Annotated in this window: 23 protein-coding genes; 16 read left to right on the plus strand and 7 right to left on the minus strand. The window is 64.2% G+C overall.

The window, feature by feature from the left end; genetic code table 11:
* Positions 1 to 80: 80 nt before the first annotated feature.
* A complete protein-coding gene (locus ACQ4OD_RS04260; RefSeq protein ID WP_023631661.1) occupies positions 81 to 536 on the minus strand; it encodes a MaoC family dehydratase in 456 nt (151 codons plus the stop codon).
* A 151-nt stretch (positions 537 to 687) separates the two neighbouring features.
* Here ACQ4OD_RS04260 and ACQ4OD_RS04265 point away from each other — a divergent pair, with 151 nt between their 5' ends.
* The 3 genes from ACQ4OD_RS04265 to ACQ4OD_RS04275 are packed head-to-tail and all read left to right on the plus strand — an operon-like array spanning position 688 to position 2363.
* Entirely contained in the window at positions 688 to 1050 is a 363-nt protein-coding gene (locus ACQ4OD_RS04265) for a CidA/LrgA family protein (protein WP_102683791.1), read from the plus strand.
* A complete protein-coding gene (locus tag ACQ4OD_RS04270) occupies positions 1047 to 1763 on the plus strand; it encodes an LrgB family protein (RefSeq protein WP_102683790.1) in 717 nt (238 codons plus the stop codon). Before ACQ4OD_RS04265 ends, ACQ4OD_RS04270 begins: the two co-directional genes overlap by 4 nt.
* A 9-nt stretch (positions 1764 to 1772) precedes the next feature.
* Complete coding sequence (locus tag ACQ4OD_RS04275; RefSeq protein WP_134692708.1) at positions 1773 to 2363, plus strand: LON peptidase substrate-binding domain-containing protein; 591 nt, start codon at positions 1773 to 1775, stop codon at positions 2361 to 2363.
* Positions 2364 to 2417: 54 nt separating this feature from the next.
* Here ACQ4OD_RS04275 and ACQ4OD_RS04280 read toward each other — a convergent pair whose 3' ends face one another.
* Together ACQ4OD_RS04280 and ACQ4OD_RS04285 are read right to left on the minus strand one after the other, a co-directional pair.
* Positions 2418 to 3734: a bifunctional DedA family/phosphatase PAP2 family protein gene (locus tag ACQ4OD_RS04280; RefSeq protein WP_094012291.1), complete on the minus strand. Its 1317-nt coding sequence runs from the start codon at positions 3732 to 3734 to the stop codon at positions 2418 to 2420.
* A gap of 3 nt (positions 3735 to 3737) precedes the next feature.
* Positions 3738 to 4430: a DNA-3-methyladenine glycosylase gene (locus tag ACQ4OD_RS04285; RefSeq protein ID WP_139668275.1), complete on the minus strand. Its 693-nt coding sequence runs from the start codon at positions 4428 to 4430 to the stop codon at positions 3738 to 3740.
* Positions 4431 to 4727: 297 nt separating this feature from the next.
* Here ACQ4OD_RS04285 and ACQ4OD_RS04290 point away from each other — a divergent pair, with 297 nt between their 5' ends.
* The 13 genes from ACQ4OD_RS04290 (at position 4728) to ACQ4OD_RS04350 (ending at position 17186) form a co-directional block, all read left to right on the plus strand.
* Complete coding sequence (locus ACQ4OD_RS04290) at positions 4728 to 5999, plus strand: glutamate-5-semialdehyde dehydrogenase (RefSeq protein WP_139668277.1); 1272 nt, start codon at positions 4728 to 4730, stop codon at positions 5997 to 5999.
* Positions 5968 to 6660: a nicotinate-nucleotide adenylyltransferase gene (gene nadD / locus ACQ4OD_RS04295; protein ID WP_102683785.1), complete on the plus strand. Its 693-nt coding sequence runs from the start codon at positions 5968 to 5970 to the stop codon at positions 6658 to 6660. Before ACQ4OD_RS04290 ends, nadD begins: the two co-directional genes overlap by 32 nt.
* 44 nt (positions 6661 to 6704) lie before the next feature.
* Positions 6705 to 7136, plus strand: a complete 432-nt coding sequence (gene rsfS, locus ACQ4OD_RS04300; RefSeq protein WP_102683784.1) for a ribosome silencing factor — start codon at positions 6705 to 6707, stop codon at positions 7134 to 7136.
* A 9-nt stretch (positions 7137 to 7145) separates the two neighbouring features.
* A complete protein-coding gene (gene rlmH / locus ACQ4OD_RS04305) occupies positions 7146 to 7613 on the plus strand; it encodes a 23S rRNA (pseudouridine(1915)-N(3))-methyltransferase RlmH (RefSeq protein WP_023631106.1) in 468 nt (155 codons plus the stop codon).
* A 17-nt stretch (positions 7614 to 7630) separates the two neighbouring features.
* Positions 7631 to 9529, plus strand: a complete 1899-nt coding sequence (gene mrdA / locus ACQ4OD_RS04310) for a penicillin-binding protein 2 (RefSeq protein WP_110703229.1) — start codon at positions 7631 to 7633, stop codon at positions 9527 to 9529.
* Between the two features lie 38 nt (positions 9530 to 9567).
* Entirely contained in the window at positions 9568 to 10671 is a 1104-nt protein-coding gene (gene rodA / locus ACQ4OD_RS04315) for a rod shape-determining protein RodA (RefSeq protein WP_177485983.1), read from the plus strand.
* Positions 10672 to 10688: 17 nt separating this feature from the next.
* Complete coding sequence (mltB, locus tag ACQ4OD_RS04320; protein ID WP_139668281.1) at positions 10689 to 11699, plus strand: lytic murein transglycosylase B; 1011 nt, start codon at positions 10689 to 10691, stop codon at positions 11697 to 11699.
* Positions 11700 to 12698: a septal ring lytic transglycosylase RlpA family protein gene (locus tag ACQ4OD_RS04325; protein ID WP_258599495.1), complete on the plus strand. Its 999-nt coding sequence runs from the start codon at positions 11700 to 11702 to the stop codon at positions 12696 to 12698.
* A gap of 278 nt (positions 12699 to 12976) precedes the next feature.
* Positions 12977 to 14137 carry a D-alanyl-D-alanine carboxypeptidase family protein gene (locus ACQ4OD_RS04330; protein WP_139668285.1) on the plus strand — a complete coding sequence of 387 codons (1161 nt, stop codon included), beginning with the start codon at positions 12977 to 12979 and terminating at the stop codon, positions 14135 to 14137.
* Between the two features lie 70 nt (positions 14138 to 14207).
* Positions 14208 to 14483: a DUF493 domain-containing protein gene (locus ACQ4OD_RS04335; RefSeq protein ID WP_023630272.1), complete on the plus strand. Its 276-nt coding sequence runs from the start codon at positions 14208 to 14210 to the stop codon at positions 14481 to 14483.
* Complete coding sequence (lipB, locus tag ACQ4OD_RS04340) at positions 14483 to 15130, plus strand: lipoyl(octanoyl) transferase LipB (protein ID WP_102683781.1); 648 nt, start codon at positions 14483 to 14485, stop codon at positions 15128 to 15130. Before ACQ4OD_RS04335 ends, lipB begins: the two co-directional genes overlap by 1 nt.
* Positions 15131 to 15132: 2 nt before the next feature.
* Positions 15133 to 16149, plus strand: a complete 1017-nt coding sequence (gene lipA / locus ACQ4OD_RS04345; RefSeq protein WP_102683780.1) for a lipoyl synthase — start codon at positions 15133 to 15135, stop codon at positions 16147 to 16149.
* Positions 16150 to 16247: 98 nt separating this feature from the next.
* Positions 16248 to 17186 (plus strand): S66 peptidase family protein, encoded by a 939-nt coding sequence (locus tag ACQ4OD_RS04350; RefSeq protein WP_430943932.1) that lies wholly within the window; start codon positions 16248 to 16250, stop codon positions 17184 to 17186.
* Positions 17187 to 17220: 34 nt separating this feature from the next.
* Here the strand turns inward: ACQ4OD_RS04350 and ACQ4OD_RS04355 are convergent, their stop codons facing one another.
* The 4 genes from ACQ4OD_RS04355 to lptE form a co-directional block, all read right to left on the minus strand.
* Positions 17221 to 18534 carry a lytic murein transglycosylase gene (locus ACQ4OD_RS04355; RefSeq protein WP_139668289.1) on the minus strand — a complete coding sequence of 438 codons (1314 nt, stop codon included), beginning with the start codon at positions 18532 to 18534 and terminating at the stop codon, positions 17221 to 17223.
* Between the two features lie 62 nt (positions 18535 to 18596).
* On the minus strand, positions 18597 to 18761 hold the full coding sequence (gene arfA, locus ACQ4OD_RS04360; protein ID WP_023630277.1) for an alternative ribosome rescue factor ArfA: 165 nt from the start codon (positions 18759 to 18761) through the stop codon (positions 18597 to 18599).
* Between the two features lie 91 nt (positions 18762 to 18852).
* The gene (holA, locus tag ACQ4OD_RS04365) at positions 18853 to 19890 is read right to left on the minus strand and encodes a DNA polymerase III subunit delta (protein WP_139668291.1); all 1038 of its coding nucleotides are present in this window, start codon (positions 19888 to 19890) and stop codon (positions 18853 to 18855) included.
* Between the two features lie 37 nt (positions 19891 to 19927).
* Positions 19928 to 20533 carry an LPS assembly lipoprotein LptE gene (gene lptE / locus ACQ4OD_RS04370; protein ID WP_198754767.1) on the minus strand — a complete coding sequence of 202 codons (606 nt, stop codon included), beginning with the start codon at positions 20531 to 20533 and terminating at the stop codon, positions 19928 to 19930.
* Positions 20534 to 20551 lie beyond the last annotated feature (18 nt).

Here is a 20551-nt window from a genome sequence, read left to right on the forward strand (position 1 = left end):
CGAGTATGCCGCAGAATACGCCAGGCCGTGAATTGGGGCGCTGCGCGCCCCGTGCGTCTGCACCAGGCGCGGTGTGGTGATCAGACGAAGCAGAGTGACAGTGGTTCGGCGATGTAGGCCGGCTTCTCTTCGCCTTCGATTTCAAGGGTGACCGTGGCCTTGAGCAGCCATTGCCCGGGCTTCTTCTCGGTAGCGTCGGTCAGGTCGACTTTGAGTCGTACCTGGCTGTCGACCTTCACCGGCTGGATGAAACGCACACTGTCCAAGCCGTAGTTGACCACCATCTTCAGCCCTTCGGGCAGCACGAGAATGTCTTCCATCAGCTTGGGGATCAGCGACAGGGTAAGGAAGCCATGGGCGATGGTGCTGCCGAACGGGGTCTTGGCCGCTTTCACCGGATCGACATGGATGAACTGGAAATCGCCGGTGGCTTCGGCGAACAGATTGATGCGTTCTTGGTCGATCTTCAGCCATTGGGAACGGCCCAGCTCCTTGCCAACGTACTGCGAAAGCTCTGTAACGGGTACATAGGGCATCGCGACATCTCCAGATTGTCATTTGGTACGAATGTTCAAGATCAGCACGCTGCACCGTTTCAGTCAAGTTGCCCGTTTTTCGCCGAATATCGCCTTATAGGCAATTGCTTAGCGTGCTTATAATGGCCGCCATGTTCTGACGGAGGTCCCTATGCTGTTGCGTGGTCTGACCTGGCTGGTGCTGTTCCAGTTGCTGGGAACGGCGATCAACCATTTGTTCCTGCACATCCTGCCCGGACCCATCATCGGCCTGTTGCTGCTGCTGGTGTTCCTGATGGTTCGTGGCGAAGTCGGCCAGCCGCTCAACGAGGCCGCTGGCAGCCTGCTGCGCTACCTGCCGCTGCTGCTGGTGCCGCCGGCGGTGGGGGTGATGGTCTATGCCAGGGACATTGCGGCGGACTTCTGGGCCATCGTCGGGGCGCTGTTGATTTCCTGCCTGGCCACCTTGGTGTTCGTCGGCGTGCTGATGCAGAAACTCATCCAGCGCCAGGGCAAGCACGAGGAGCAGCCATGACCCTCGATTGGCAAGGCGCGCTCGACGCGGTCATCCACCATCCGCTGTTCGGCATCGGCATCACCTTGGCCGCCTACCAGCTGGTGCTGGCAGGTTATGAAAAGACCCGCTGGATCTTCCTGCAACCGGTGCTGGTGTCGATGCTGGGGGTGATCGGCATCCTGCTTGTCTGCGGCATCGACTACGCCGAGTACCGCAAGAGCACCGAGATCATGAACATTCTCCTGGGCCCGGCCACCGTGGCCTTGGCGGTGCCGCTCTACCTGAACCTGCGGCGGATCCGCCAGCTGTTCTGGCCGACATTTACTACGCTGGTAATCGGAGGCCTGTTCGCCACCGTGGCGTGTCTGGCGCTGGGCTGGTGGTTTGGCGCCGAGCACATGATCCTGATGACCATGGCGCCGAAGTCGGTTACCTCGCCGATTGCCATGCTGGTGGCCGAGCAGATTGGTGGTGTGGCGGCCCTCGCCGCGGTGTTCGTGCTGATCACCGGGGTGATCGGTGCGATCTTCGGCCCGGCGCTGCTAAGCCGCTTCGGCGTGCTCAGCCCCGAGGCCCGGGGCATGGCGCTGGGCGTCACCGCTCACGCGGTGGGCACATCGGTGGCTTTGCAGGAAAGTGACGAATGCGGCGCCTTCGCCGCGCTGGCGATGAGCCTGATGGGGGTGGCCACGGCGGTGTTCCTGCCGTTGGCGGTCAGCCTGGTGGCTTGAGGAATCGACATGACATTACCGCTGTTTCCCCTCAATACCGTGCTGTTCCCCGGTTGCCTGCTCGATCTGCAGATCTTCGAGGCGCGCTACCTGGACATGATCGGCCGTTGCATGAAGCAGGGTGAAGGCTTTGGCGTGGTATGCATCCTGGAAGGCGAGCAGGTGGGCAAGGCGGCGCCGGTGGTGGCGTCGGTCGGCTGCGAGGCGCTGATCCGCGACTTCGTGCAGCAGGACAACGGCCTGCTGGGCATCCGCGTAGAGGGCGTGCGGCGTTTTCGTGTCGAGCGCACCGAGGTGCAGAAGGACCAGTTGATGGTCGGCCAGGTGCAGTGGCTGTCGGAACTGGCGGATGGGCCGCTGCAGGAGCAGGACGATGACCTGCTGGCGCTGCTGCTGGCCCTGGGCGAACACCCGATGGTCGAGGCGCTGGACATGCCGCGGGATGTCGACGGGCGACAGGCGTTGGCCAACCAGTTGGCCTACCTGTTGCCGTTCGTGGAAGAGGACAAGCTCGACCTGCTGGCCATCGACTCGCCGCAGTTGAGGCTGGAGGCGATCCAGGCATTGCTGGAACGGATCCAGGGCGAGTTGTTCGCCTGAACCATCCAGGCCCGCTCCGATGTTCGGTAGGAGCGGGCTGCCCGGGGATGGCCGTCAGTATTGGTAGCGCAGCAACGCCTTGGGCAGCGCGTGCAGGGCAAAGAACGTCAGCAACGCGATGCACGCTGGCAATACCAGCCACCATACCCGCTGCGGCAGCGCCGTGAGCGGCTGGCGATATTGCACCAGGGTCAGGCTCAGCGCGCACACGCAGCATGCCAGCAGCGCGCCGGCGAGGATATCGGTTGGCCAGTGCGCGCCCAGGTATACCCGCGACAGTGCGATGGCCAGGGCCGGAATGCATCCCAGCAGCACCCAGGTCAGGCGCATGCGCGGCGGCTGGCCGCGCCCGGCCAGCACTGCCAGCACCAGGAAGAAGGCGAACGATGCCGAGCTATGCCCGCTGGGCATGCTGTAGCTGGTCAGCGGGTCGGTCAACACCTCGGGGCGGGCGCGGGCGAACAGCCATTTCAGCGTGCCGTTGGCCAGGGCTGTACCGATCAGTGTCGCGCCGGCGAACAGCGCGTGGCGCCATTGCCGGGCCAGCAGCAGCAGGCCCGTGAGCAAGCCACCGAGGAAGAACTGGGTACGGAAGTCGCCCAGGCGGGTGATCACCACCACGGCGCCGTCGATGGCCTGGCTGCGGTGCTCCTGCACCAGGGTCATCACGCCCTGGTCGAATTCGCTCAAATAGCGCCAGCCGATGAACAGCGCTGCTACCGCCAGGCCGCTGAGGGCGGCGATCAGGCGGGTGCCGTGGCGTTGATCGCGGATGCTGGTGCTCAGGCTCAGGCCGATCAGCACCGCCAGGGTGCCCATGACAATCCCCGCGTCCAGCCAGAAGCCTTCCGGCAGTGGCAGGCGCATCGCCGCGCCGGTGGCCCAGCCGGGCAGCAGGTAGGCCACCGACCAACCGGCGCCAGCCACCAGGCTGACCGCGATGAAGCGCGGCAGGGGCATATCGAACATACCGGCGACCATCGGCAGCATCGGCCGCAGCGGGCCGATGAAGCGGCCGACCAGCAGGCTGGCGATACCATAGCGCTGGAAGTACGCCTCGGCGCTGCCAATCCACTCCGGGTGGCTGCGCAGCAACGGCAGGCGGCGGATGTTCTGGTGGAAGTACTTGCCGATGGCATAAGAGATCGCGTCGCCGAGCATGCCACCGAGGAAACCCAGCAATAGCGTTTCGCCCAGGCTGAAGGTGCCGCTGCCGGCCAGCACGGCGACGGCGAACAGCAGCACGGTGCCAGGCACGATGATGCCGGCGATGGCCAGGCATTCGACGCAGGCCACGAGGAAGATTGCCAGGCCCAGCCACTGAGGGTTGGCGCCAAGCCAGGTGGTCAGGCTGTCCAGCCATTGGCCCATGGTTCAGTTTCCTTGTTCAAGCATGAAGAAATCTTGCCCTTCGACCTGGCCGCGCCGCAGCGGGTTTCGGGTGCAGAAACGCGCGAATTCGGCGTCTACGAAGCGATAGGGCAGGTGTTCGTCGCGGCCATGGGGAATGCCCAGGCGCGTGGTCTTGATCACCCGGGGTACCTCGATGCCGCAGTCCTCGACGTACAGGCGCTCAGGGTCGAAGCGCCGGGCATCCCAGTGCGGTACCTTCAGGCCCATGGCGCGGCACAGCAGGGTCTGGCCGTTGCACAGGCGCTCGGGTGGGCGCAGGTTGCCGCTGGTGTCGGGGTTGTTCAGTTGCATCCGGGCCAGGCTGTTGGCGTCGGAGATGGCGTCGATCCAGGGGTAGGCGGACTTGATCAGCACCGCGTTGCCCGGGCCCTGGGCGCTGAAATTCAGCGAATCGCCGCCGCGGGCGTAGTACATGTAGATATGCCCGCCATCGAGGAACAGCGCCTTGCGCTTCTCGGTGAAGCCCAGGGACGCATGGCTGCCCTTGTCGGTGAGGTAGTAGGCCTCGGTTTCGATGATGCGCGCCGCCAGCCAGAGGTCGCCCTGGCGGTGACGGATGACCTTGCCCAGCAGGTCGCGGGCGAGGGTCTGCGCATCGCGATCGAAGAAACTGTCGGGCAGGGCGCGGGCCGGGCAGGGGGCTGGGGCGGACATACGGGCGGTTCGTGGCTGTGAAGGCGGGGATGATAGCAATGAATGGCTTAATCGAGGCTGAATCAAGTTGACGCTATCGCGGGGCAAGCCCGCTCCCACGCAAATGGCTGCATGCCCCGTAGGGCGTGGGAGCGGGCTTGCCCCGCGATGACGCTGAGGTGTGTTTCGATACGGGTGGTTACATCTTTCCTACGTATTGGCGGCAGCCATTTTCTACCATCCGCCACCCGCCGCTGGGCGTACCCGAGCGCTCCAGTTATAATCAGCCGATTTCCCCTTTGCCAAGACACCGAACCCATGACCGAGTCCGTTCTTGACTACATGACCCGCCTGGGTCGCGCCGCCCGTGAGGCCTCGCGGGTGATCGGCCGTGCCAGCACCGCGCAGAAGAACCGCGCCCTGCAGGCCGCCGCCGACGCTCTCGACGCGGCCCGCGACGCGCTCACCGCAGCCAACGAACAGGACCTGGCCAATGGCCGCAAGAACGGCCTGGAACCCGCGCTGCTCGAGCGCCTGGCGCTGACCCCGGCGCGCATCGACGGCATGATCACCGGCCTGCGCCAGGTGGCCAGCCTGCCGGACCCGGTCGGCGCCATCCGCGACATGAGCCACCGCCCGTCGGGGATCCAGGTCGGCAAGATGCGCGTGCCGCTGGGGGTGATCGGTATCATCTACGAGTCGCGCCCCAACGTGACCATCGATGCCGCCAGCCTGTGCCTGAAGTCGGGCAACGCCACCATCCTGCGCGGCGGCTCCGAAGCCATCCATTCCAACCGTGCCATCGCCACCTGCATCCAGCGGGGCCTGGCCGAGGCCGGCCTGCCGCCGGCAGTGGTGCAGGTGGTCGAGACCACCGACCGCGAAGCCGTGGGCGCGCTGATCAGCATGCCGGAATTCGTCGATGTCATCGTGCCCCGTGGCGGCCGCGGCCTGATCGAACGCATCAGCCGCGATGCCCGGGTACCGGTGATCAAGCACCTGGACGGTATCTGCCACATCTTCGTCGATGCCCACGCCGATCTGGACAAGGCCTGGCGCGTTGCCTTCAACGCCAAGACCTACCGTTACGGTATCTGCGGCGCCATGGAGACGCTGCTGGTGGATCAGTCGGTGGCCGAGCGCTTCCTGCCGGAAATGGCCCGCCGTTTCCAGGACAAGGGCGTCGAGCTGCGCGGTTGCGAGCGCACCCGGGCGTTCATCGCCGTCAAGCCAGCCAGCGAAGACGACTGGCACACTGAATACCTCGACGCGATCCTGTCGATCCGCGTTGTCGACGGCCTGGAGCAGGCCATCGAGCACATCAACCATTACGGCTCGCACCACACCGATTCGATCATCACCGAGCACCAGGGCCAGGCCCGGCGCTTCATGGCCGAGGTCGACTCGGCATCGGTCATGCTCAACACCCCGACCTGCTTCGCCGACGGCTTCGAATACGGCCTGGGCGCGGAAATCGGTATCTCCACCGACAAGTTGCATGCCCGCGGCCCAGTCGGCCTGGAAGGCCTGACCTGCGAGAAGTACGTGGTGATCGGCGATGGCCAGCTGCGCGGCCAGGAGCCGTGCTGAGTTGAGCAACCCTGTCGCAGTCCGGCGCGTCGGCATTCTCGGCGGCACCTTCGACCCGGTGCATATCGGTCACCTGCGCAGTGCGCTGGAAGTGGCCGAATTCATGTGCCTGGACGAACTGCGCCTGCTGCCCAACGCCCGGCCGCCTCACCGCGACACCCCGCAGGTGGCCGCGCAGGATCGCCTGGCCATGGTGCGCGGCGCCGTGCAGGGTGTCGAGCGCCTGAGCGTGGACGCCCGCGAGCTGGCCCGCGACAAGCCGTCGTACACCATCGACACACTGGAGTCGATCCGCGGCGAACTGAGCGCGCACGACCAGTTGTTCCTGGTGCTGGGCTGGGACGCATTCTGCGGCCTGCCCAGCTGGCATCGCTGGGAAGAGCTGCTGCAACACTGTCACATCCTGGTGCTGCAACGCCCGGATGCCGATGTCGAACCCCCTGACGAGCTGCGCAACCTGCTGGCGGCGCGCTCGGAGAGCGATCCCACCGCCATGTCCGGCCCGGCGGGGCACATTTCGTTCGTCTGGCAGACTCCGCTTGCGGTGTCCGCCACGCAAATCCGACAGCTGCTGGCCAGCGGCAAGTCGGTGCGGTTCCTGGTGCCGGACGCAGTACTGGCCTATATCGAGGCACACGACCTGTATCGTGTGTCCAACTGACGGCGCCAGTGGGCGCCTCATCCAACGAGTTGAACGAGTTTTATATGAGCAAGCAGAAAATCAATGGCATCAGTGGCGAAGAGCTGGTCAAACTGACCATCACGGCTCTGGAGGACGTCAAGGCCCAGGACATCCAGGTCATCGACGTGCGTGAAAAGCACAGCCTGACCGACTACATGATCATTGCCACCGGTACCTCCAACCGCCAGATCAACGCGATGCTGGAAAAGGTCCGTGAAGCGGTCAAGAAACAAGGCGCACAGCCGCTGGGTGAAGAAGGCAAGGGCGACAGCGACTGGGTGCTGCTGGACCTGAACGACGTCATCGTGCACATGATGACTGCCGCTGCCCGCCAGTTCTACGACCTGGAGCGCCTGTGGTTGGGCGCCGAGCAGAGCCGTGCCGCCGATGCCAAGCACCACAGCCCGGAAAACGCCAGCGACTACTTCACCGACAAGCTCAAAGACCGGGAATAAGGAAGCGCCGTGCGTCTGCGTCTGATCGCGGTCGGCTCGCGCATGCCCAAGTGGGTCGAGGAAGGCTGGCATGAATATGCCAAGCGCCTGCCCCCCGAGCTTGCGCTGGAGCTGGTGGAAATCCCGCTGAACACCCGCGGCAAGAACGCCGATGTCGCCCGCCTGATCCGTCAGGAGGGCGAGGCGATGCTGAGCAAGGTGCAGCCTGGGGAACGCATCGTCACCCTCGAGGTCCATGGCAAGCCCTGGAGTACCGAGCAACTGGCGGGCGAGCTGGACCGTTGGCGCCTGGATGCGCGCACGGTCAACCTGATGGTGGGCGGCCCGGAAGGGCTGGCGCCGGAAGTCTGCGCGCGCAGCGAACAGCGCTGGTCGCTGTCGCCGCTGACGTTGCCGCACCCGTTGGTAAGGATACTCATCGGCGAGCAGATCTACCGCGCCTGGACCGTGTTGTCCGGGCATCCCTACCACAAATGAACCTGTAAGCCTGTCCGATGCCGCAGCAGATCCGCCTTAAGGACCACGAGAAAGACGCCCGCCTGGTGCGCAACCGCGTCGTCGTGGGCGCCGTGGCGGTGGTGCTGCTCGTCTGCGTATTGATCGCCCGGCTGTATTACCTGCAGGTCATCCAGTACGACTATCACTCGACGCTGTCGGAGAACAACCGGGTGCATGTGCAGCCGATCCCGCCGACCCGCGGGCTGATCTTCGACCGCAACGGTGTGGTGGTGGCCGACAACCGCCCCAGCTTCAGCCTGGTGATGACCCGCGAGCGCGCCGGCAATGCTGGCAAATGGCAGGAAGTGCTGGACGTGATCGTCGAGGTGCTCGAGCTTACCCCTGACGACCGTGCCCTGTTCGAGAAACGCATGAAGCAGGGGCGCAGGCCATTCGAGCCGGTGCCGATCCTGTTCGAGCTCAACGAAGAACAGATTGCCCGCATCGCGGTCAACCAGTTCCGTCTGCCTGGTGTGGAAGTGGCCGCGCAGCTGGTCCGCCACTATCCCCAGGGCGCGCACTTCGCCCATTCGGTGGGCTATGTCGGGCGGATCAACGAGAAGGAGCTCAAGACACTCGACCCGGTGAACTACAGCGGCACCCACCATATCGGCAAGACCGGCATCGAGCGCTTCTACGAAGACGAACTGCATGGTCAAGTGGGCTATGAGGAAGTCGAGACCAACGCTCGGGGGCGCGTACTGCGGGTGCTCAAGCGTACCGATCCGAAGCCGGGCAAGGATATTGTCCTGAGCCTCGACATCAAGCTGCAGGAAGCCGCCGAGCAGGCGTTGGGAGGGCGCCGTGGCGCCATCGTCGCCCTCGATCCACGCACCGGCGAAGTGCTGGCGATGGTCAGCCAGCCGAGTTTCGACCCCAATCTATTCGTCACCGGTATCGGCTTCAAGGCTTACGCCGAACTGCGCGACTCGATCGACCGACCGCTGTTCAACCGCGTGCTGCGCGGCCTCTACCCGCCGGGCTCGACCATCAAGCCTGCGGTGGCGATCGCCGGGCTCGACAGTGGCGTGGTGACGGCGGGCAGCCGGGTGTTCGACCCGGGTTACTACCAACTGCCCAACTACGATCACAAATATCGCAACTGGAACCGCAGCGGCGATGGCTGGGTTGATCTGGATGTGGCGATCATGCGGTCAAACGATACGTACTTCTACGATCTCGCGCACAAGATGGGCATCGACCGGCTGTCCAGCTACATGAACAAGTTCGGTATCGGGCAGAAAGTCGCCCTGGACATGTTCGAGGAGTCGCCCGGCTTGATGCCGTCCCGCGAATGGAAGCGCGCCACCCGCCGCCAGGCCTGGTTCCCCGGCGAAACCCTGATTCTCGGCATTGGTCAGGGCTACATGCAGACCACGCCGCTGCAACTGGCCCAGGCCACCGCGCTGATCGCCAACAAAGGCGTGTGGAACCGCCCGCACCTGGCCAAGACCATAGAAGGCCAGCCACCGGTGGACGAGAACCCCATGGAAAACATTGTTCTGCGCGACAAGTCCGACTGGGCTCGGGTCACCCACGGCATGGAGCAGGTGATGCACGGCGCCCGCGGGACCGCCCGCAAGGCCGCCATAGGCTCGCAGTACCGCATCGCCGGCAAGAGCGGTACCGCACAGGTAGTGGCGATCAAGCAGGGCGAGAAGTACGACCGCAACAAACTCCAGGAACGACACCGCGACCATGCCCTGTTTGTCGCCTTCGCCCCGGCCGACGACCCGAGGATCGTGGTCTCGGTCATGGTCGAGAACGGCGAGTCCGGCTCCGGCGTCGCCGCCCCCGTGGTACGCCAGGTCATGGATGCCTGGCTGCTTGACGAGAATGGCCGGCTCAAGCCCGAGTTCGCCCCTGCTACAGTCGCCCAGGAATCGGCCCCGTGAAGAACAACTTCGACCGCATGCTCTCCAGCGAGGACGTGATGCGCAGGCGCGCCAGCTTCCTGCAGCGCATCCATATCGACGGCCCCTTGCTGCTTATCCTGCTGACGCTCGCCGCCGGCAGCCTGTTCGTACTGTATTCGGCCAGCGGCAAGAACTGGGATCTGCTGATGAAACAGGCCAGCTCGTTCGGCATCGGGCTGGTGTCAATGTTCATCATCGCCCAGCTCGAGCCACGCTTCATGGCGCGTTGGGTGCCACTGGCCTACCTGGCAGGGGTGTTCCTGTTGATCGTGGTGGACGTGATGGGCCACAACGCCATGGGCGCGACGCGATGGATCAATATTCCAGGGGTGATCCGCTTCCAGCCCTCGGAGTTCATGAAGATCATCATGCCGGCGACCATCGCCTGGTACCTGTCCAAACGCACCTTGCCGCCACACCTCAAGCATGTGGCGATCAGCCTGATCCTGATCGGCATGCCGTTCATCCTCATCGTGCGCCAACCTGACCTGGGTACGGCATTGCTGATCCTGGCCTCGGGAGCGTTCGTGCTGTTCATGGGGGGGCTGCGCTGGCGCTGGATCGTCAGTGTGATCGCGGCGGCGGTGCCGGTGGCGGTGGCGATGTGGTTCTTCGTCATGCACGACTACCAGAAGCAGCGCGTGCTGACCTTCCTCGACCCGGAAAGCGACCCGCTGGGTACCGGCTGGAACATCATCCAGTCGAAGGCGGCGATCGGTTCGGGCGGTGTGTTCGGCAAGGGCTGGCTGCTGGGCACCCAGTCGCACCTGGACTTCCTGCCCGAGAGCCACACCGACTTCATCATCGCCGTGCTCGGCGAGGAGTTCGGCCTGGTCGGCATCTGCCTGCTGCTGCTGATCTACATCCTGTTGATCGGTCGCGGGCTGATGATCACCGCCCAGGCCCAGACCCTGTTCGGCAAGCTGCTCGCGGGCAGCCTGACCATGACCTTCTTTGTTTATGTGTTCGTCAATATCGGTATGGTCAGCGGCCTTTTGCCCGTGGTGGGCGTGCCGCTGCCCTTTATCAGCTATGGCGGAACTTCGTTGGTGACGCTGCTGTCAGCGTTTGGCGTTCTGATGTCGATCCATACGCACCGCAAATGGATCGCACAGGTTTGAAAAAGGTGAAGAATTTCATGCAAGCAGTGCGTGGCTGGGCTGCCCGCCTGGCGCCGTGGTTCGGCGTGTTGGGTTTGCTTGGCGCAGTCCAGCAGGCTAATGCCGGTGACTATGACGGCTCGCCGCAAGTGGTCGAGTTCGTTGGCGAGATGACTCGCGACTACGGCTTTGCCGGCGAGCAACTGATGGGTGTGTTCCGCGAGGTGCAGCGCAAGCAGGCGATCCTCGACGCGATTTCGCGACCGGCCGAACGGGTCAAGCCGTGGAAGGAATATCGCCCGATGTTCATCACCGATGCACGCATCGCTCGTGGCGTGGACTTCTGGCGCCAGCACGAGGCCGTGCTGGCTCGCGCCGAGCAGGAATACGGCGTGCCGGCGCAGGTGATTGTCTCGATCATCGGGGTGGAAACCTTCTTCGGCCGCAATACCGGCAATTACCGTGTGATCGACGCGCTGTCCACGCTGGGCTTCGATTACCCGCCGCGCGCCGAATTCTTCCGCAAGGAGCTGCGCGAATTCCTCCTGCTGGCCCGCGAAGAGCAACTCGACCCGCTCACGCTCAAGGGCTCCTACGCTGGTGCCATGGGCCTGCCGCAGTTCATGCCGAGCAGCTTCCGCGCCTATGCCGTGGACTTCGATGGCGACGGGCACATCAACATCTGGAACAACCCGGACGATGCCATCGGCAGCGTCGCCAGCTACTTCAAGCGCCACGGCTGGGTGGCCGGGGAGCCTGTGGTCAGCCGTGCCACCGTGCGTGGCGAGCGCGCCGACGAAGGCCTGACCAGCGGTATCGAGCCGGTGAAGACGGTCGCGCAGTTGCGGGCGCTGGGCTGGTCGAGTCATGATGCGCTGCGCGATGATCTGCCGGTCACCGCCTTCCGCCTGGAAGGTGAATACGGCCCTGAGTACTGGATGGGCCTGAAGAATTTCTACGCGATCACTCGCTACAACCGCAGCGTGATGTATGCCATGGCGGTGCATCAGCTTTCGCAACAGCTGGTTCTGGCACGGGGCGTCAAGTAAATGCGCGAACTCTTCACTGCAAATACCGTAAAACTGCTCACCTGCGTCGCCGTCGGCCTGGTGCTGGCCAGTTGCTCGTCCAGTCGGCCCTCCACCCCGCAGAGCGGCAACACCGTGCGTGCGCAACCGGGCCTGGACATCAACCGTGCCCACAAGGACGGCGCGCCTTGGTGGGACGTGGACGTCAACAAGATCCCCGACGCCACCCCGACCGTGCACACCGGCAACTACAAGGCCAACCCGTACACGGTGCTGGGCAAGACCTACTACCCGATGCAGGATTCGCGCAACTACCGCGCCGAGGGTACCGCTTCGTGGTATGGCACCAAGTTCCATGGTCAGAACACTGCCAACGGCGAGCTCTATGACCTCTACGGCATGAGCGCGGCGCACAAGACCCTGCCGCTGCCTGCTTACGTGCGGGTGACCAATCTGGCCAACGGGCGCAGCGTGATCCTGAGGGTCAACGACCGTGGCCCGTTCTATTCCGACCGTATCATCGATCTGTCCTACGCTGCTGCGAAGAAGCTGGGCTATGCCGAAAGCGGCACCGCGCACGTGCGCGTCGAAGGCATCGACCCGCAGCAATGGTGGGCCCAGCGTGGCCAGCAGCCGCCGATGGTGCTCAAGGAGCCGCAGGTGGCCCAGGCCCAGCCGATCGCCGCCAGCACCGGGCGCGTCGAGCAGTGGACCCCGCCGCCGCAGCAGCACGCGGCGCCGGTGGTGCCGGTGCAGGTGGGCGGCAACAATGTGCCGAACGCCAGCGGCGGCAGCATCCTGCAAGTCGGCGCGTTCGCCAACCCGGACGCCGCCGAATTGCTGCGCTCGAAGCTGAGCACCATGGTCAGCGCGCCGGTATTCATCAGCTCCGTCGTGCGCAACCAGCAGACCCTGCACCGTGTGCGCCTGGGACCGATCAGCAGCCAGGGCGAGATCCAGCAAGCTCAGGACAGCATTCGCCTGGCCAATCTCGGCCAGGCCAAGGTGGTCACTGACTGATCGGTCGCTTCAGCTTCATCGCGGGGCAAGCCCGCTCCCACGTCAGGTGCTCCGAACGGCGTGGGAGCGGGCTTGCCCCGCGATGAACCGATACGCCGACCTGTCGGTTTGTTCATGAATTGCCGGGCAATGATATGTACAATGCCCGTTTTTGCCCGCAGCGGCATTACGCCGCACTTTTTGGGCCAGGCCACAGGCCATAAAACTAGACTGACGGGGCGCTGGGCAAATGAAGTTGCCCACGGAACATCAGACCATTAGCGATTTACGAGAGACGGATGAACATCACCAACCTTGCCAAACGACTTTGCCTGCCTGTTCTGCTGATGATCACCCCTGCTGCCTTCGCAGCGGAGCAGATGATGCCGGCACCACCGCAACTGGCCGCCAAGTCCTATGTACTCATGGACGCGTCCAGCGGCAACGTGCTGGTCGAGAACAACGGTGACGAGCGCCTGCCGCCAGCCAGCCTGACCAAGCTGATGACCGCCTACATCGCCACCCTGGACATCCGTCGTGGCCAGATTGGCGAGAACGACCCGGTGACCGTCAGCGAGAACGCCTGGCGCACCGGCGGTTCGCGCATGTTCATCAAGGTCGGCAGCCAGGTGACCGTCAGCGACCTGCTGCACGGCATCATCATCCAGTCCGGCAACGATGCATCGGTCGCCCTGTCCGAGCACATCGCCGGCAGCGAAGATGCCTTCGCCGATATGATGAACAAGACCGCCACCGACCTGGGCATGGCCAACAGCCACTTCATGAACCCCACCGGCCTGCCGAACCCGGAGCACTACTCTTCGGCCCATGACATGGCCCTGCTGGCACGTGCGATCATCAACGAGGATCCGGCACACTACGCCATCTATTCGCAGAAAGAGTTCTTCTGGAACAACATCAAGCAGCCGAACCGCAACCTGCTGCTGTGGCGCGACAAGACCGTCGACGGCCTGAAGACCGGCCACACCGACGAAGCCGGCTACTGCATGGTCGCCTCGGCCGTGCGTGACGGCCAGCGTCTGATCGCCGTGGTGTTCGGTACCAACAGCGAGCAATCGCGGGCCGCCGAGACCCAGAAGCTGCTGACTTACGGTTTCCGCTTCTTCGAAACCCAGACCTTCTACCAGAAAGGCACCGAGCTGACTCAAGCCCCGGTATGGAAAGGCGCGACCAACCAGGTGAAAGCCGGCCTGGCCAACGACCTGACCATGACCATGCCTAAAGGCCAATTGAAACGCCTCCAGGCTTCGATGACCATGAACCCGCAACTGACCGCGCCTATCGCCAAAGGTGACGTGATCGGCAAAGTGGAAGTCAAACTGGACGAGAAAGTGGTTCACAGTGCCGACCTCATCGCCCTTGACGGTGTCGAGGAAGCAGGTTTCTTCGGCCGTATGTGGGACAGCATCCGCCTGTTCTTCTACGGTTTGTTCAACTGATACGTGACTTGCACGCCCCCGTGAACCAGGCGGGGGCGCTGCTGCCACGGCTTACGAGGCCGTTTCCGCCATGAGCGAAGAAGACGTCAAGTCGCACAAGATCGAGTTCCCCTGCGAGGATTACCCGATCAAGGTGATCGGTGACACCGTTGTCGGTTTCAAGGACACGGTAATCGAAATTCTCAGCAAGTACGCCAAGGTCGACCTCTCGACGTTGGCCGAACGCCAGAGCAAGGAAGGCAAGTACACCACGGTGCAGCTGCATATCGTTGCCACCGGTGAGGACCAGTTGCATGACATCAACAGCGCCTTGCGCGCTACCGGCATCGTGAAAATGGTGCTGTGATGCCCGCTTGCCTCGGTTTTCGCGATCTTGGCCTGCAGCCCTATGAACCGGTGCTGGAGGCCATGCGTCGCTTTACCGAGCAGCGTGGCCCGGACAGCCTGGACGAAGTCTGGCTGGTCGAGCATCCTCCGGTGTTCACCCAGGGCCAGGCCGGCAAGGCCGAGCACCTGCTGATCCCCGGCGAGATACCAGTGGTGCAGACCGACCGCGGCGGCCAGGTCACCTACCATGGCCCCGGCCAGCTGGTGGCCTACCTGCTGCTGGACGTGCGCCGCCTGAGTATCGGCGTGCGCGAGCTGGTCAGCCGCATCGAGCAGACCCTCATCGACCTGCTCGCCAGCTATGGCGTGCAGGCGCTGGCCAAACCCGACGCCCCGGGCGTCTATGTCGATGGCGCGAAGATCGCGTCCCTAGGCCTTCGAATCCGCAATGGCCGTTCGTTCCACGGCCTTGCCCTGAACGTGGACATGGACCTTGCGCCATTCCGCCGAATCAACCCCTGTGGGTATGCGGGGCTGGCCATGACCCAGCTGCGCGACCTGGCAGGTCCGATCGAACTCATTGAGGTCAGGACAAGGCTGCGCGGACAGCTGGTCAAGCACCTCGACTATGCTGAGCAGACGACCCTGACGGGCGGAATCGACTGATTATGACAACTGTGCAAGAAGCCGTGCCGAACCTGATCCCGACGCAAGACGTCACCCCACGCCCTGCTCCTAAAAAAGTGGAAGCCGGCGTGAAGCTGCGTGGCGCCGACAAAGTGGCACGTATCCCGGTGAAGATCATCCCCACCGAAGAGCTGCCGAAAAAGCCCGACTGGATCCGCGTGCGCATTCCGGTTTCCCCGGAAGTCGACCGCATCAAGCAACTGCTGCGCAAGCACAAGCTGCACAGCGTATGCGAAGAAGCCTCCTGCCCGAACCTGGGTGAGTGCTTCTCTGGCGGTACCGCCACCTTCATGATCATGGGCGACATCTGCACCCGCCGCTGCCCGTTCTGCGACGTCGGTCACGGCCGGCCGAAGCCGCTGGATCTGGACGAGCCGAAGAACCTGGCCGTGGCCATCGCCGATCTGCGCCTCAAGTACGTGGTGATCACCTCGGTGGACCGCGACGACCTGCGTGATGGCGGTGCCCAGCACTTCGCCGACTGCATCCGCGAGATCCGCGCGCTGTCGCCGGGCGTGCAGCTTGAGACCCTGGTGCCGGACTATCGCGGCCGCATGGACGTGGCACTGGAAATTACCGCGCAAACCCCGCCGGACGTGTTCAACCACAACCTCGAGACAGTGCCGCGCCTGTACAAGGCCGCACGCCCAGGTTCGGACTACGACTGGTCGTTGGACCTGCTGCAGAAGTTCAAGCAGATGGTCCCGCACGTACCGACCAAGTCCGGCCTGATGCTGGGCCTGGGCGAGACTGACGAGGAGGTCATCGAGGTGATGCACCGCATGCGCGAGCACGATATCGACATGCTCACCCTCGGCCAGTACCTGCAGCCGTCGCGCAACCACTTGCCGGTACAGCGCTTCGTGCACCCGGACACCTTCGCCTGGTTCGCCGAGGAAGGTTACAAGATGGGCTTCAAGAACGTCGCCTCCGGTCCTCTGGTACGCTCGTCGTACCACGCCGACCAGCAGGCCCACGAAGCCAAGATCAAGCTCTGAGACGGGCTTGAGCGGGACATGCCGATGCGCGCCGGAAGGCGGCATCGGCTTTTTTTTGAGCTACAAGTTTCAAGCGACAAGCTGCAAGGAGTGGCGCGATGAATTGCCTGGAAACTGCCGAGTACCTGTTGCCCAGGGCCCTGCCTGACAACGCCCGTTTCGCCATCGTCGCCCCGGCCGGTCCGGCACGGCTGGATACCGACAAGGCCCGCCGGTGGTTCGAAGACCGTGGCCAGCAGTGCCGCATCTATCCTGGGGTGCTGCAGGCGGACGGTTACCTTGCCGGTAGCGACGAGCAGCGCCTGCGCGACTTGCACGATGCGTTCAGCGCCCCGGACATCGACGCCATCCTGTGCATGCGCGGCGGTTACGGCAGCATGCGCCTGCTGGACCGCATCGACTTCGAGCTGATCCGCCGCCATCCCAAGCCCCTGGTGGGTTACAGCGACATCACCGCCCTGCATTCGGCGCTCAATCGACATACCGGGATGCTAGCCTTCCATGGCGCAATGCTCAATGCCGACCTGCTGGGGGGCAAGCTCGAGCCCACCGTCAGCTCTCTGTTCGGGCAGTTGAGGGGGCGGCTGGGGGCGGGTGATGCGATCGGCCATCCAGCGGCTTTTGCGCTCACCAGCGTGGTGTCCGGTGTTGCCAGCGGGCGTCTGGTCGGTGGCAACCTGTCACTGCTCGGCACCACGCTGGGGACGCTGGCGGAAGTCGACACCCGGGACAGCATCCTGTTCATCGAGGACGTCAACGAGCCGCTCTATCGTGTCGACCGCCTGCTGACCCAATTGCGCCTGGCCGGCAAGCTGGAGGGTGTGCGTGGTGTACTGGTGGGGGATTTTGCCGGGATCACGGTCGCGGCCATGACGCCCTTGCTGCTGGATATCTTCGGCCCGCTCGGGGTGCCGGTGCTGGCGGGGTGGCGCAGCGGGCATTGTGATCCGAATGTGTGCCTGCCATTGGGCGCGCAGGTCAGGCTCGAGGCGGGAGCGAAACGGCTGGTGCTCGAGCAGGCCTTGTTCAAGGCCTGAAACAGTTGGGGCCGCTTTGCGGCCCCAGTACTTTCTAGCGACGCAGGCTGTCGAGCAGCTTGTGCGTCGGATATCCATCCGCCGGCCAGCCCTGCGCCTGCTGCGCATTGCGAATGGCCTTGCGGGTATTGGCGCCGATGATCCCGTCAGGATTGCCTGCCTCATGGCCACTGGCGTTGAGCAAGGTCTGCAGCTCGATACGTTCGCTGCGGCTCAGCGGCAGGTCTTCTTTTGGCCAGCTGCCGGCAATGAACCCCCAACCGTAGAAGCGATCCCCCAGCAGGCTCACTGCCAGCGCATAGGAAGACGAGTTGTTGTACTTGAGGATCGCGCGGAAGTTGTCCAGCACCAGGAACGCCGGCCCACGGGCACCGGCGGGCAGAAGCAGGGCAGCGGACAGCTGGTTGCTGCCAGCGGGCAATGCGGTGCCGGCGGGCAGCTTCACGCCCAGTTGCAACCATTCGCTGACGCTCTTGCGCTGGCTGCCATCGGCCAGCCACCAGTCGAAGCCGGCAGGTACCTGTACCTCGAAGCCCCAGGGCTGGCCACGCTTCCAGCCGGAGGCCTGCAGGTAGTGCGCGGTGGAGGCCAGCGCGTCGGCGGTGCTGTTCCAGATGTCGCGGCGACCATCACCGTCGAAATCCACCGCGTGGGTAAGGTAGGTAGTCGGGATGAACTGGGTCTGGCCCATGGCGCCGGCCCAGGAGCCGCGCATCGCGTCAGGCTGGATGTCGCCGTTTTGCAGGATCTGCAGGGCGGCGATCAGTTGGTCCTGGGCGAACTGGGGGCGACGGCCTTCATAGGCCAGGGTGGCCAGCGAACGGATCACCGACTTGCTGCCCTGGAACTGCCCGAAGTTGCTCTCCATGCCCCACACCGAGACCAGCACCTGGCGATCGACGCCGTAGCGTTGCTCGATGCGTGCCAGCAGCTCGGCATTCTGTTCGAGCAGTTTCTTGCCGTTGCGTACGCGCAGCGGCGACAGGGCGCCGTCGAGGTATTCCCAGACCGGGCGGGTGAACTCCGGTTGGCTGCGGTCAGCCTTGATCACGTCCATGTCCGGGGTGACGCCGAGGAAGGCGCGGTCGAACAGGTTGGCGCTGATCCCGGCTTGCAGGGCTTGCTCGCGGAAACCGGCCTGCCATTGGGCGAAGGTCTGCAGGGGCTGGATTTCGTTGCTGCTATCGAGCGTGGCGCCAGGTAGCGTTACGACGGGGGCGGGCTGGGCGGGTGCCAGCGGCAGGGCATCGGCGGCGGTGGGTTTCTCGGCGCAGGCGACGAGCAGGATGAAGCTTGTGGCCGCGATCAGCTGGCGGGGTTGCCAGCGGAGAGTGAGACGAGAGGGCATGCACAGATCCAGAATTGCAGGTCAGGTGCCGACCATACCATGCCTGCGCATTTCATGCCTTTTCAGGCGGCCATAAAGCAGGAAGCCTCCCAATCTCTCGATTGGAAGGCTTCGCGGCGGTAGCTGCCTTTGCCTTTTCCTGCCTGTTCCTGGCGGCAGCGGAACAGCGGTTGGGCGATGATCGACTTGGCCTTGTTGGGGCCGTGCTTTTTCGGCTTCTTGCTCATGGCGGGTTCCCGGTCTAGTTGGATTGCGGGCGCACTGTAGGCCTGTAGCGCTATGTGAGCCAATTGATTGTGTTTATGGCGGCGCGGCGCTTTATTCGGCGGGCAGCGGCAGGCGTTGTCCGGCCATGAGCAGCGACAGGCGCGCCAGACTGGTCCACGGCGAGCCCTCGGCCTGGCCCTTGATCTGCGCATCGATACGCTGGGCATCCTGCAGAAGCATGGCCCAGCGCTGCGCAGAGAGGCGCTGCAGGGCCTTGCTCACCAGCGGTCGGCGCTTGTCCCACACCGGTGGGCGCGCCTGGCTGAAGGCCTTGTCCAGCGGCACGCCCTGGCTGAACTGCTGTGCGAGCCCGGCCAGCAAGCGCAGTTCGCGGGCAAGGGCCCAGAGAATGACCGGCGGCTCGACACCTTCACCGCGCAGTCCTTCGAGCATGCGCAGGGCATGGGCTGCTTCGCCATTGAGAATGGCATCGACCAGCCCGAACACATCGAAGCGGGCGCTGTCGGCAACGGCTGCCTGGACAGTCTCGACGGTGATCTGGTTGCCCTCGGCAAGCAGCTTCAGCTTCTCGATCTCCTGGGCGGCGGCCAGCAGGTTGCCCTCGACCCGGGCGGCGATCAAGTCGATGGCGTCACGCTGGGCCGACAGGCCGGCCTGGGACAGGCGCTGGTTGATCCATTGCGGTAGTTGCTGGGCGTCCACCGGCCAGATCTGGATGAACTGGCAGTGCGCGCCTTCGATCAAGGCCTTGCCCCACTTGGTTTTCTGCGCGCTGCCATCGAGCTTGGGCAGGCTGATCAGTAGCAGCGTGTCCTCGGCCGGGTTGGCGCAGTATTCCATCAGCGCGGCAGCGCCTTTGTCGCCGGGCTTGCCCGAGGGCAGGCGCAGCTCCAGCAGCCGGCGCTGGGCGAACAACGACAGGCTGGCACCGGCCAGCAGCAGGTTGCCCCAGTCGAAGTTGGCATCGGCGCTGAACACCTGGCGTTCGTCGTAGCCCTGCTGGCGCGCGGCGCCGCGGATGGCGTCGGCGGCCTCCTGGCACAGCAGCGGGTCGTCACCGCTGACGATGTAGACGGGCGCCAGCTGGCCTTGCAGGTGCTTGTTGAGTTGGGCGGGGGAGAGCTTCATGGCGAAGGGCGGGGCACCTCAGGTGCCCCGTTCAGGCTCAGGGAGCCGGGACTTCCAGCGGCGACTGCTGGGGCGTCTCGTCCTGGATGCGCTGGGCTTCCTGGAGGGCACGGGCTTCAGCCTTGGCGCGCTCGTCAGCCTTGTGCTGCAGGTCTTGCAGGCGTGCCGGGGTCAGTTGCTGCAGGCGGACCATCATGCCCTGAACCAGGTCACGGCGCATTTCCTGACGGACCTGGACCGCTTCCTGGCCCGAGCCGTTGATGTTATTGCCATTGTAGACGTAGTACTTCTGCACTTGCAGCTTGTCTTCCAGCAACACTGTGTCGTTCAGGCCCTCGACAGCGTAATTCAGCACAGTGGTCAGCTCATACTCAGCCGAGCGGTTGCCGCCCGTATAGGTCGCGGCGCGCTGGCTCTCTTGCTCATTGGTGAGCACGAGCTTGTAGGGAGCTCCGCTATACACTTTGACGCCGCTGTTCTGCAGTGTGCGGCGCAGTTGGGTGACGGTCTCGCCATAGGCGTTGCGGGCGCTGAGGTCCAGCTCCTTGATGGTCAGTTCGGTAGTGCCGGTGCCGCGCAGCTGGAAACCGCAGGCGCTGAGCAGCACAGCCAGGCCCATTACCAGCAGATTGCGTTTGATCATGTGTGTTGCTCCCTCGTG

Source organism: Pseudomonas sp. WC1 (assembly GCF_050586565.1).
Taxonomy (GTDB): Bacteria; Pseudomonadota; Gammaproteobacteria; order Pseudomonadales; family Pseudomonadaceae; genus Aquipseudomonas.

Bases quoted from the DNA above. Each gene is read 5' to 3' on its own strand.
- ACQ4OD_RS04275 (WP_134692708.1), top strand. From the start codon at position 1,773: ATGACATTACCGCTGTTTCCCCTCAATACCGTGCTGTTCCCCGGTTGC.
- mrdA (WP_110703229.1), top strand. From the start codon at position 7,631: ATGCCGCAGCAGATCCGCCTTAAGGACCACGAGAAAGACGCCCGCCTG.
- ACQ4OD_RS04325 (WP_258599495.1), top strand. From the start codon at position 11,700: ATGCGCGAACTCTTCACTGCAAATACCGTAAAACTGCTCACCTGCGTC.
- ACQ4OD_RS04280 (WP_094012291.1), bottom strand. From the start codon at position 3,734: ATGGGCCAATGGCTGGACAGCCTGACCACCTGGCTTGGCGCCAACCCT.
- ACQ4OD_RS04350 (WP_430943932.1), top strand. From the start codon at position 16,248: ATGAATTGCCTGGAAACTGCCGAGTACCTGTTGCCCAGGGCCCTGCCT.
- lipA (WP_102683780.1), top strand. From the start codon at position 15,133: ATGACAACTGTGCAAGAAGCCGTGCCGAACCTGATCCCGACGCAAGAC.
- ACQ4OD_RS04335 (WP_023630272.1), top strand. From the start codon at position 14,208: ATGAGCGAAGAAGACGTCAAGTCGCACAAGATCGAGTTCCCCTGCGAG.
- ACQ4OD_RS04330 (WP_139668285.1), top strand. From the start codon at position 12,977: ATGAACATCACCAACCTTGCCAAACGACTTTGCCTGCCTGTTCTGCTG.
- holA (WP_139668291.1), bottom strand. From the start codon at position 19,890: ATGAAGCTCTCCCCCGCCCAACTCAACAAGCACCTGCAAGGCCAGCTG.
- nadD (WP_102683785.1), top strand. From the start codon at position 5,968: ATGGCCAGCTGCGCGGCCAGGAGCCGTGCTGAGTTGAGCAACCCTGTC.
- rsfS (WP_102683784.1), top strand. From the start codon at position 6,705: ATGAGCAAGCAGAAAATCAATGGCATCAGTGGCGAAGAGCTGGTCAAA.
- arfA (WP_023630277.1), bottom strand. From the start codon at position 18,761: ATGAGCAAGAAGCCGAAAAAGCACGGCCCCAACAAGGCCAAGTCGATC.
- ACQ4OD_RS04285 (WP_139668275.1), bottom strand. From the start codon at position 4,430: ATGTCCGCCCCAGCCCCCTGCCCGGCCCGCGCCCTGCCCGACAGTTTC.
- ACQ4OD_RS04265 (WP_102683791.1), top strand. From the start codon at position 688: ATGCTGTTGCGTGGTCTGACCTGGCTGGTGCTGTTCCAGTTGCTGGGA.
- ACQ4OD_RS04290 (WP_139668277.1), top strand. From the start codon at position 4,728: ATGACCGAGTCCGTTCTTGACTACATGACCCGCCTGGGTCGCGCCGCC.
- ACQ4OD_RS04355 (WP_139668289.1), bottom strand. From the start codon at position 18,534: ATGCCCTCTCGTCTCACTCTCCGCTGGCAACCCCGCCAGCTGATCGCG.
- ACQ4OD_RS04270 (WP_102683790.1), top strand. From the start codon at position 1,047: ATGACCCTCGATTGGCAAGGCGCGCTCGACGCGGTCATCCACCATCCG.
- ACQ4OD_RS04260 (WP_023631661.1), bottom strand. From the start codon at position 536: ATGCCCTATGTACCCGTTACAGAGCTTTCGCAGTACGTTGGCAAGGAG.
- rodA (WP_177485983.1), top strand. From the start codon at position 9,568: ATGCGCAGGCGCGCCAGCTTCCTGCAGCGCATCCATATCGACGGCCCC.
- lipB (WP_102683781.1), top strand. From the start codon at position 14,483: ATGCCCGCTTGCCTCGGTTTTCGCGATCTTGGCCTGCAGCCCTATGAA.
- mltB (WP_139668281.1), top strand. From the start codon at position 10,689: ATGCAAGCAGTGCGTGGCTGGGCTGCCCGCCTGGCGCCGTGGTTCGGC.
- lptE (WP_198754767.1), bottom strand. From the start codon at position 20,533: ATGATCAAACGCAATCTGCTGGTAATGGGCCTGGCTGTGCTGCTCAGC.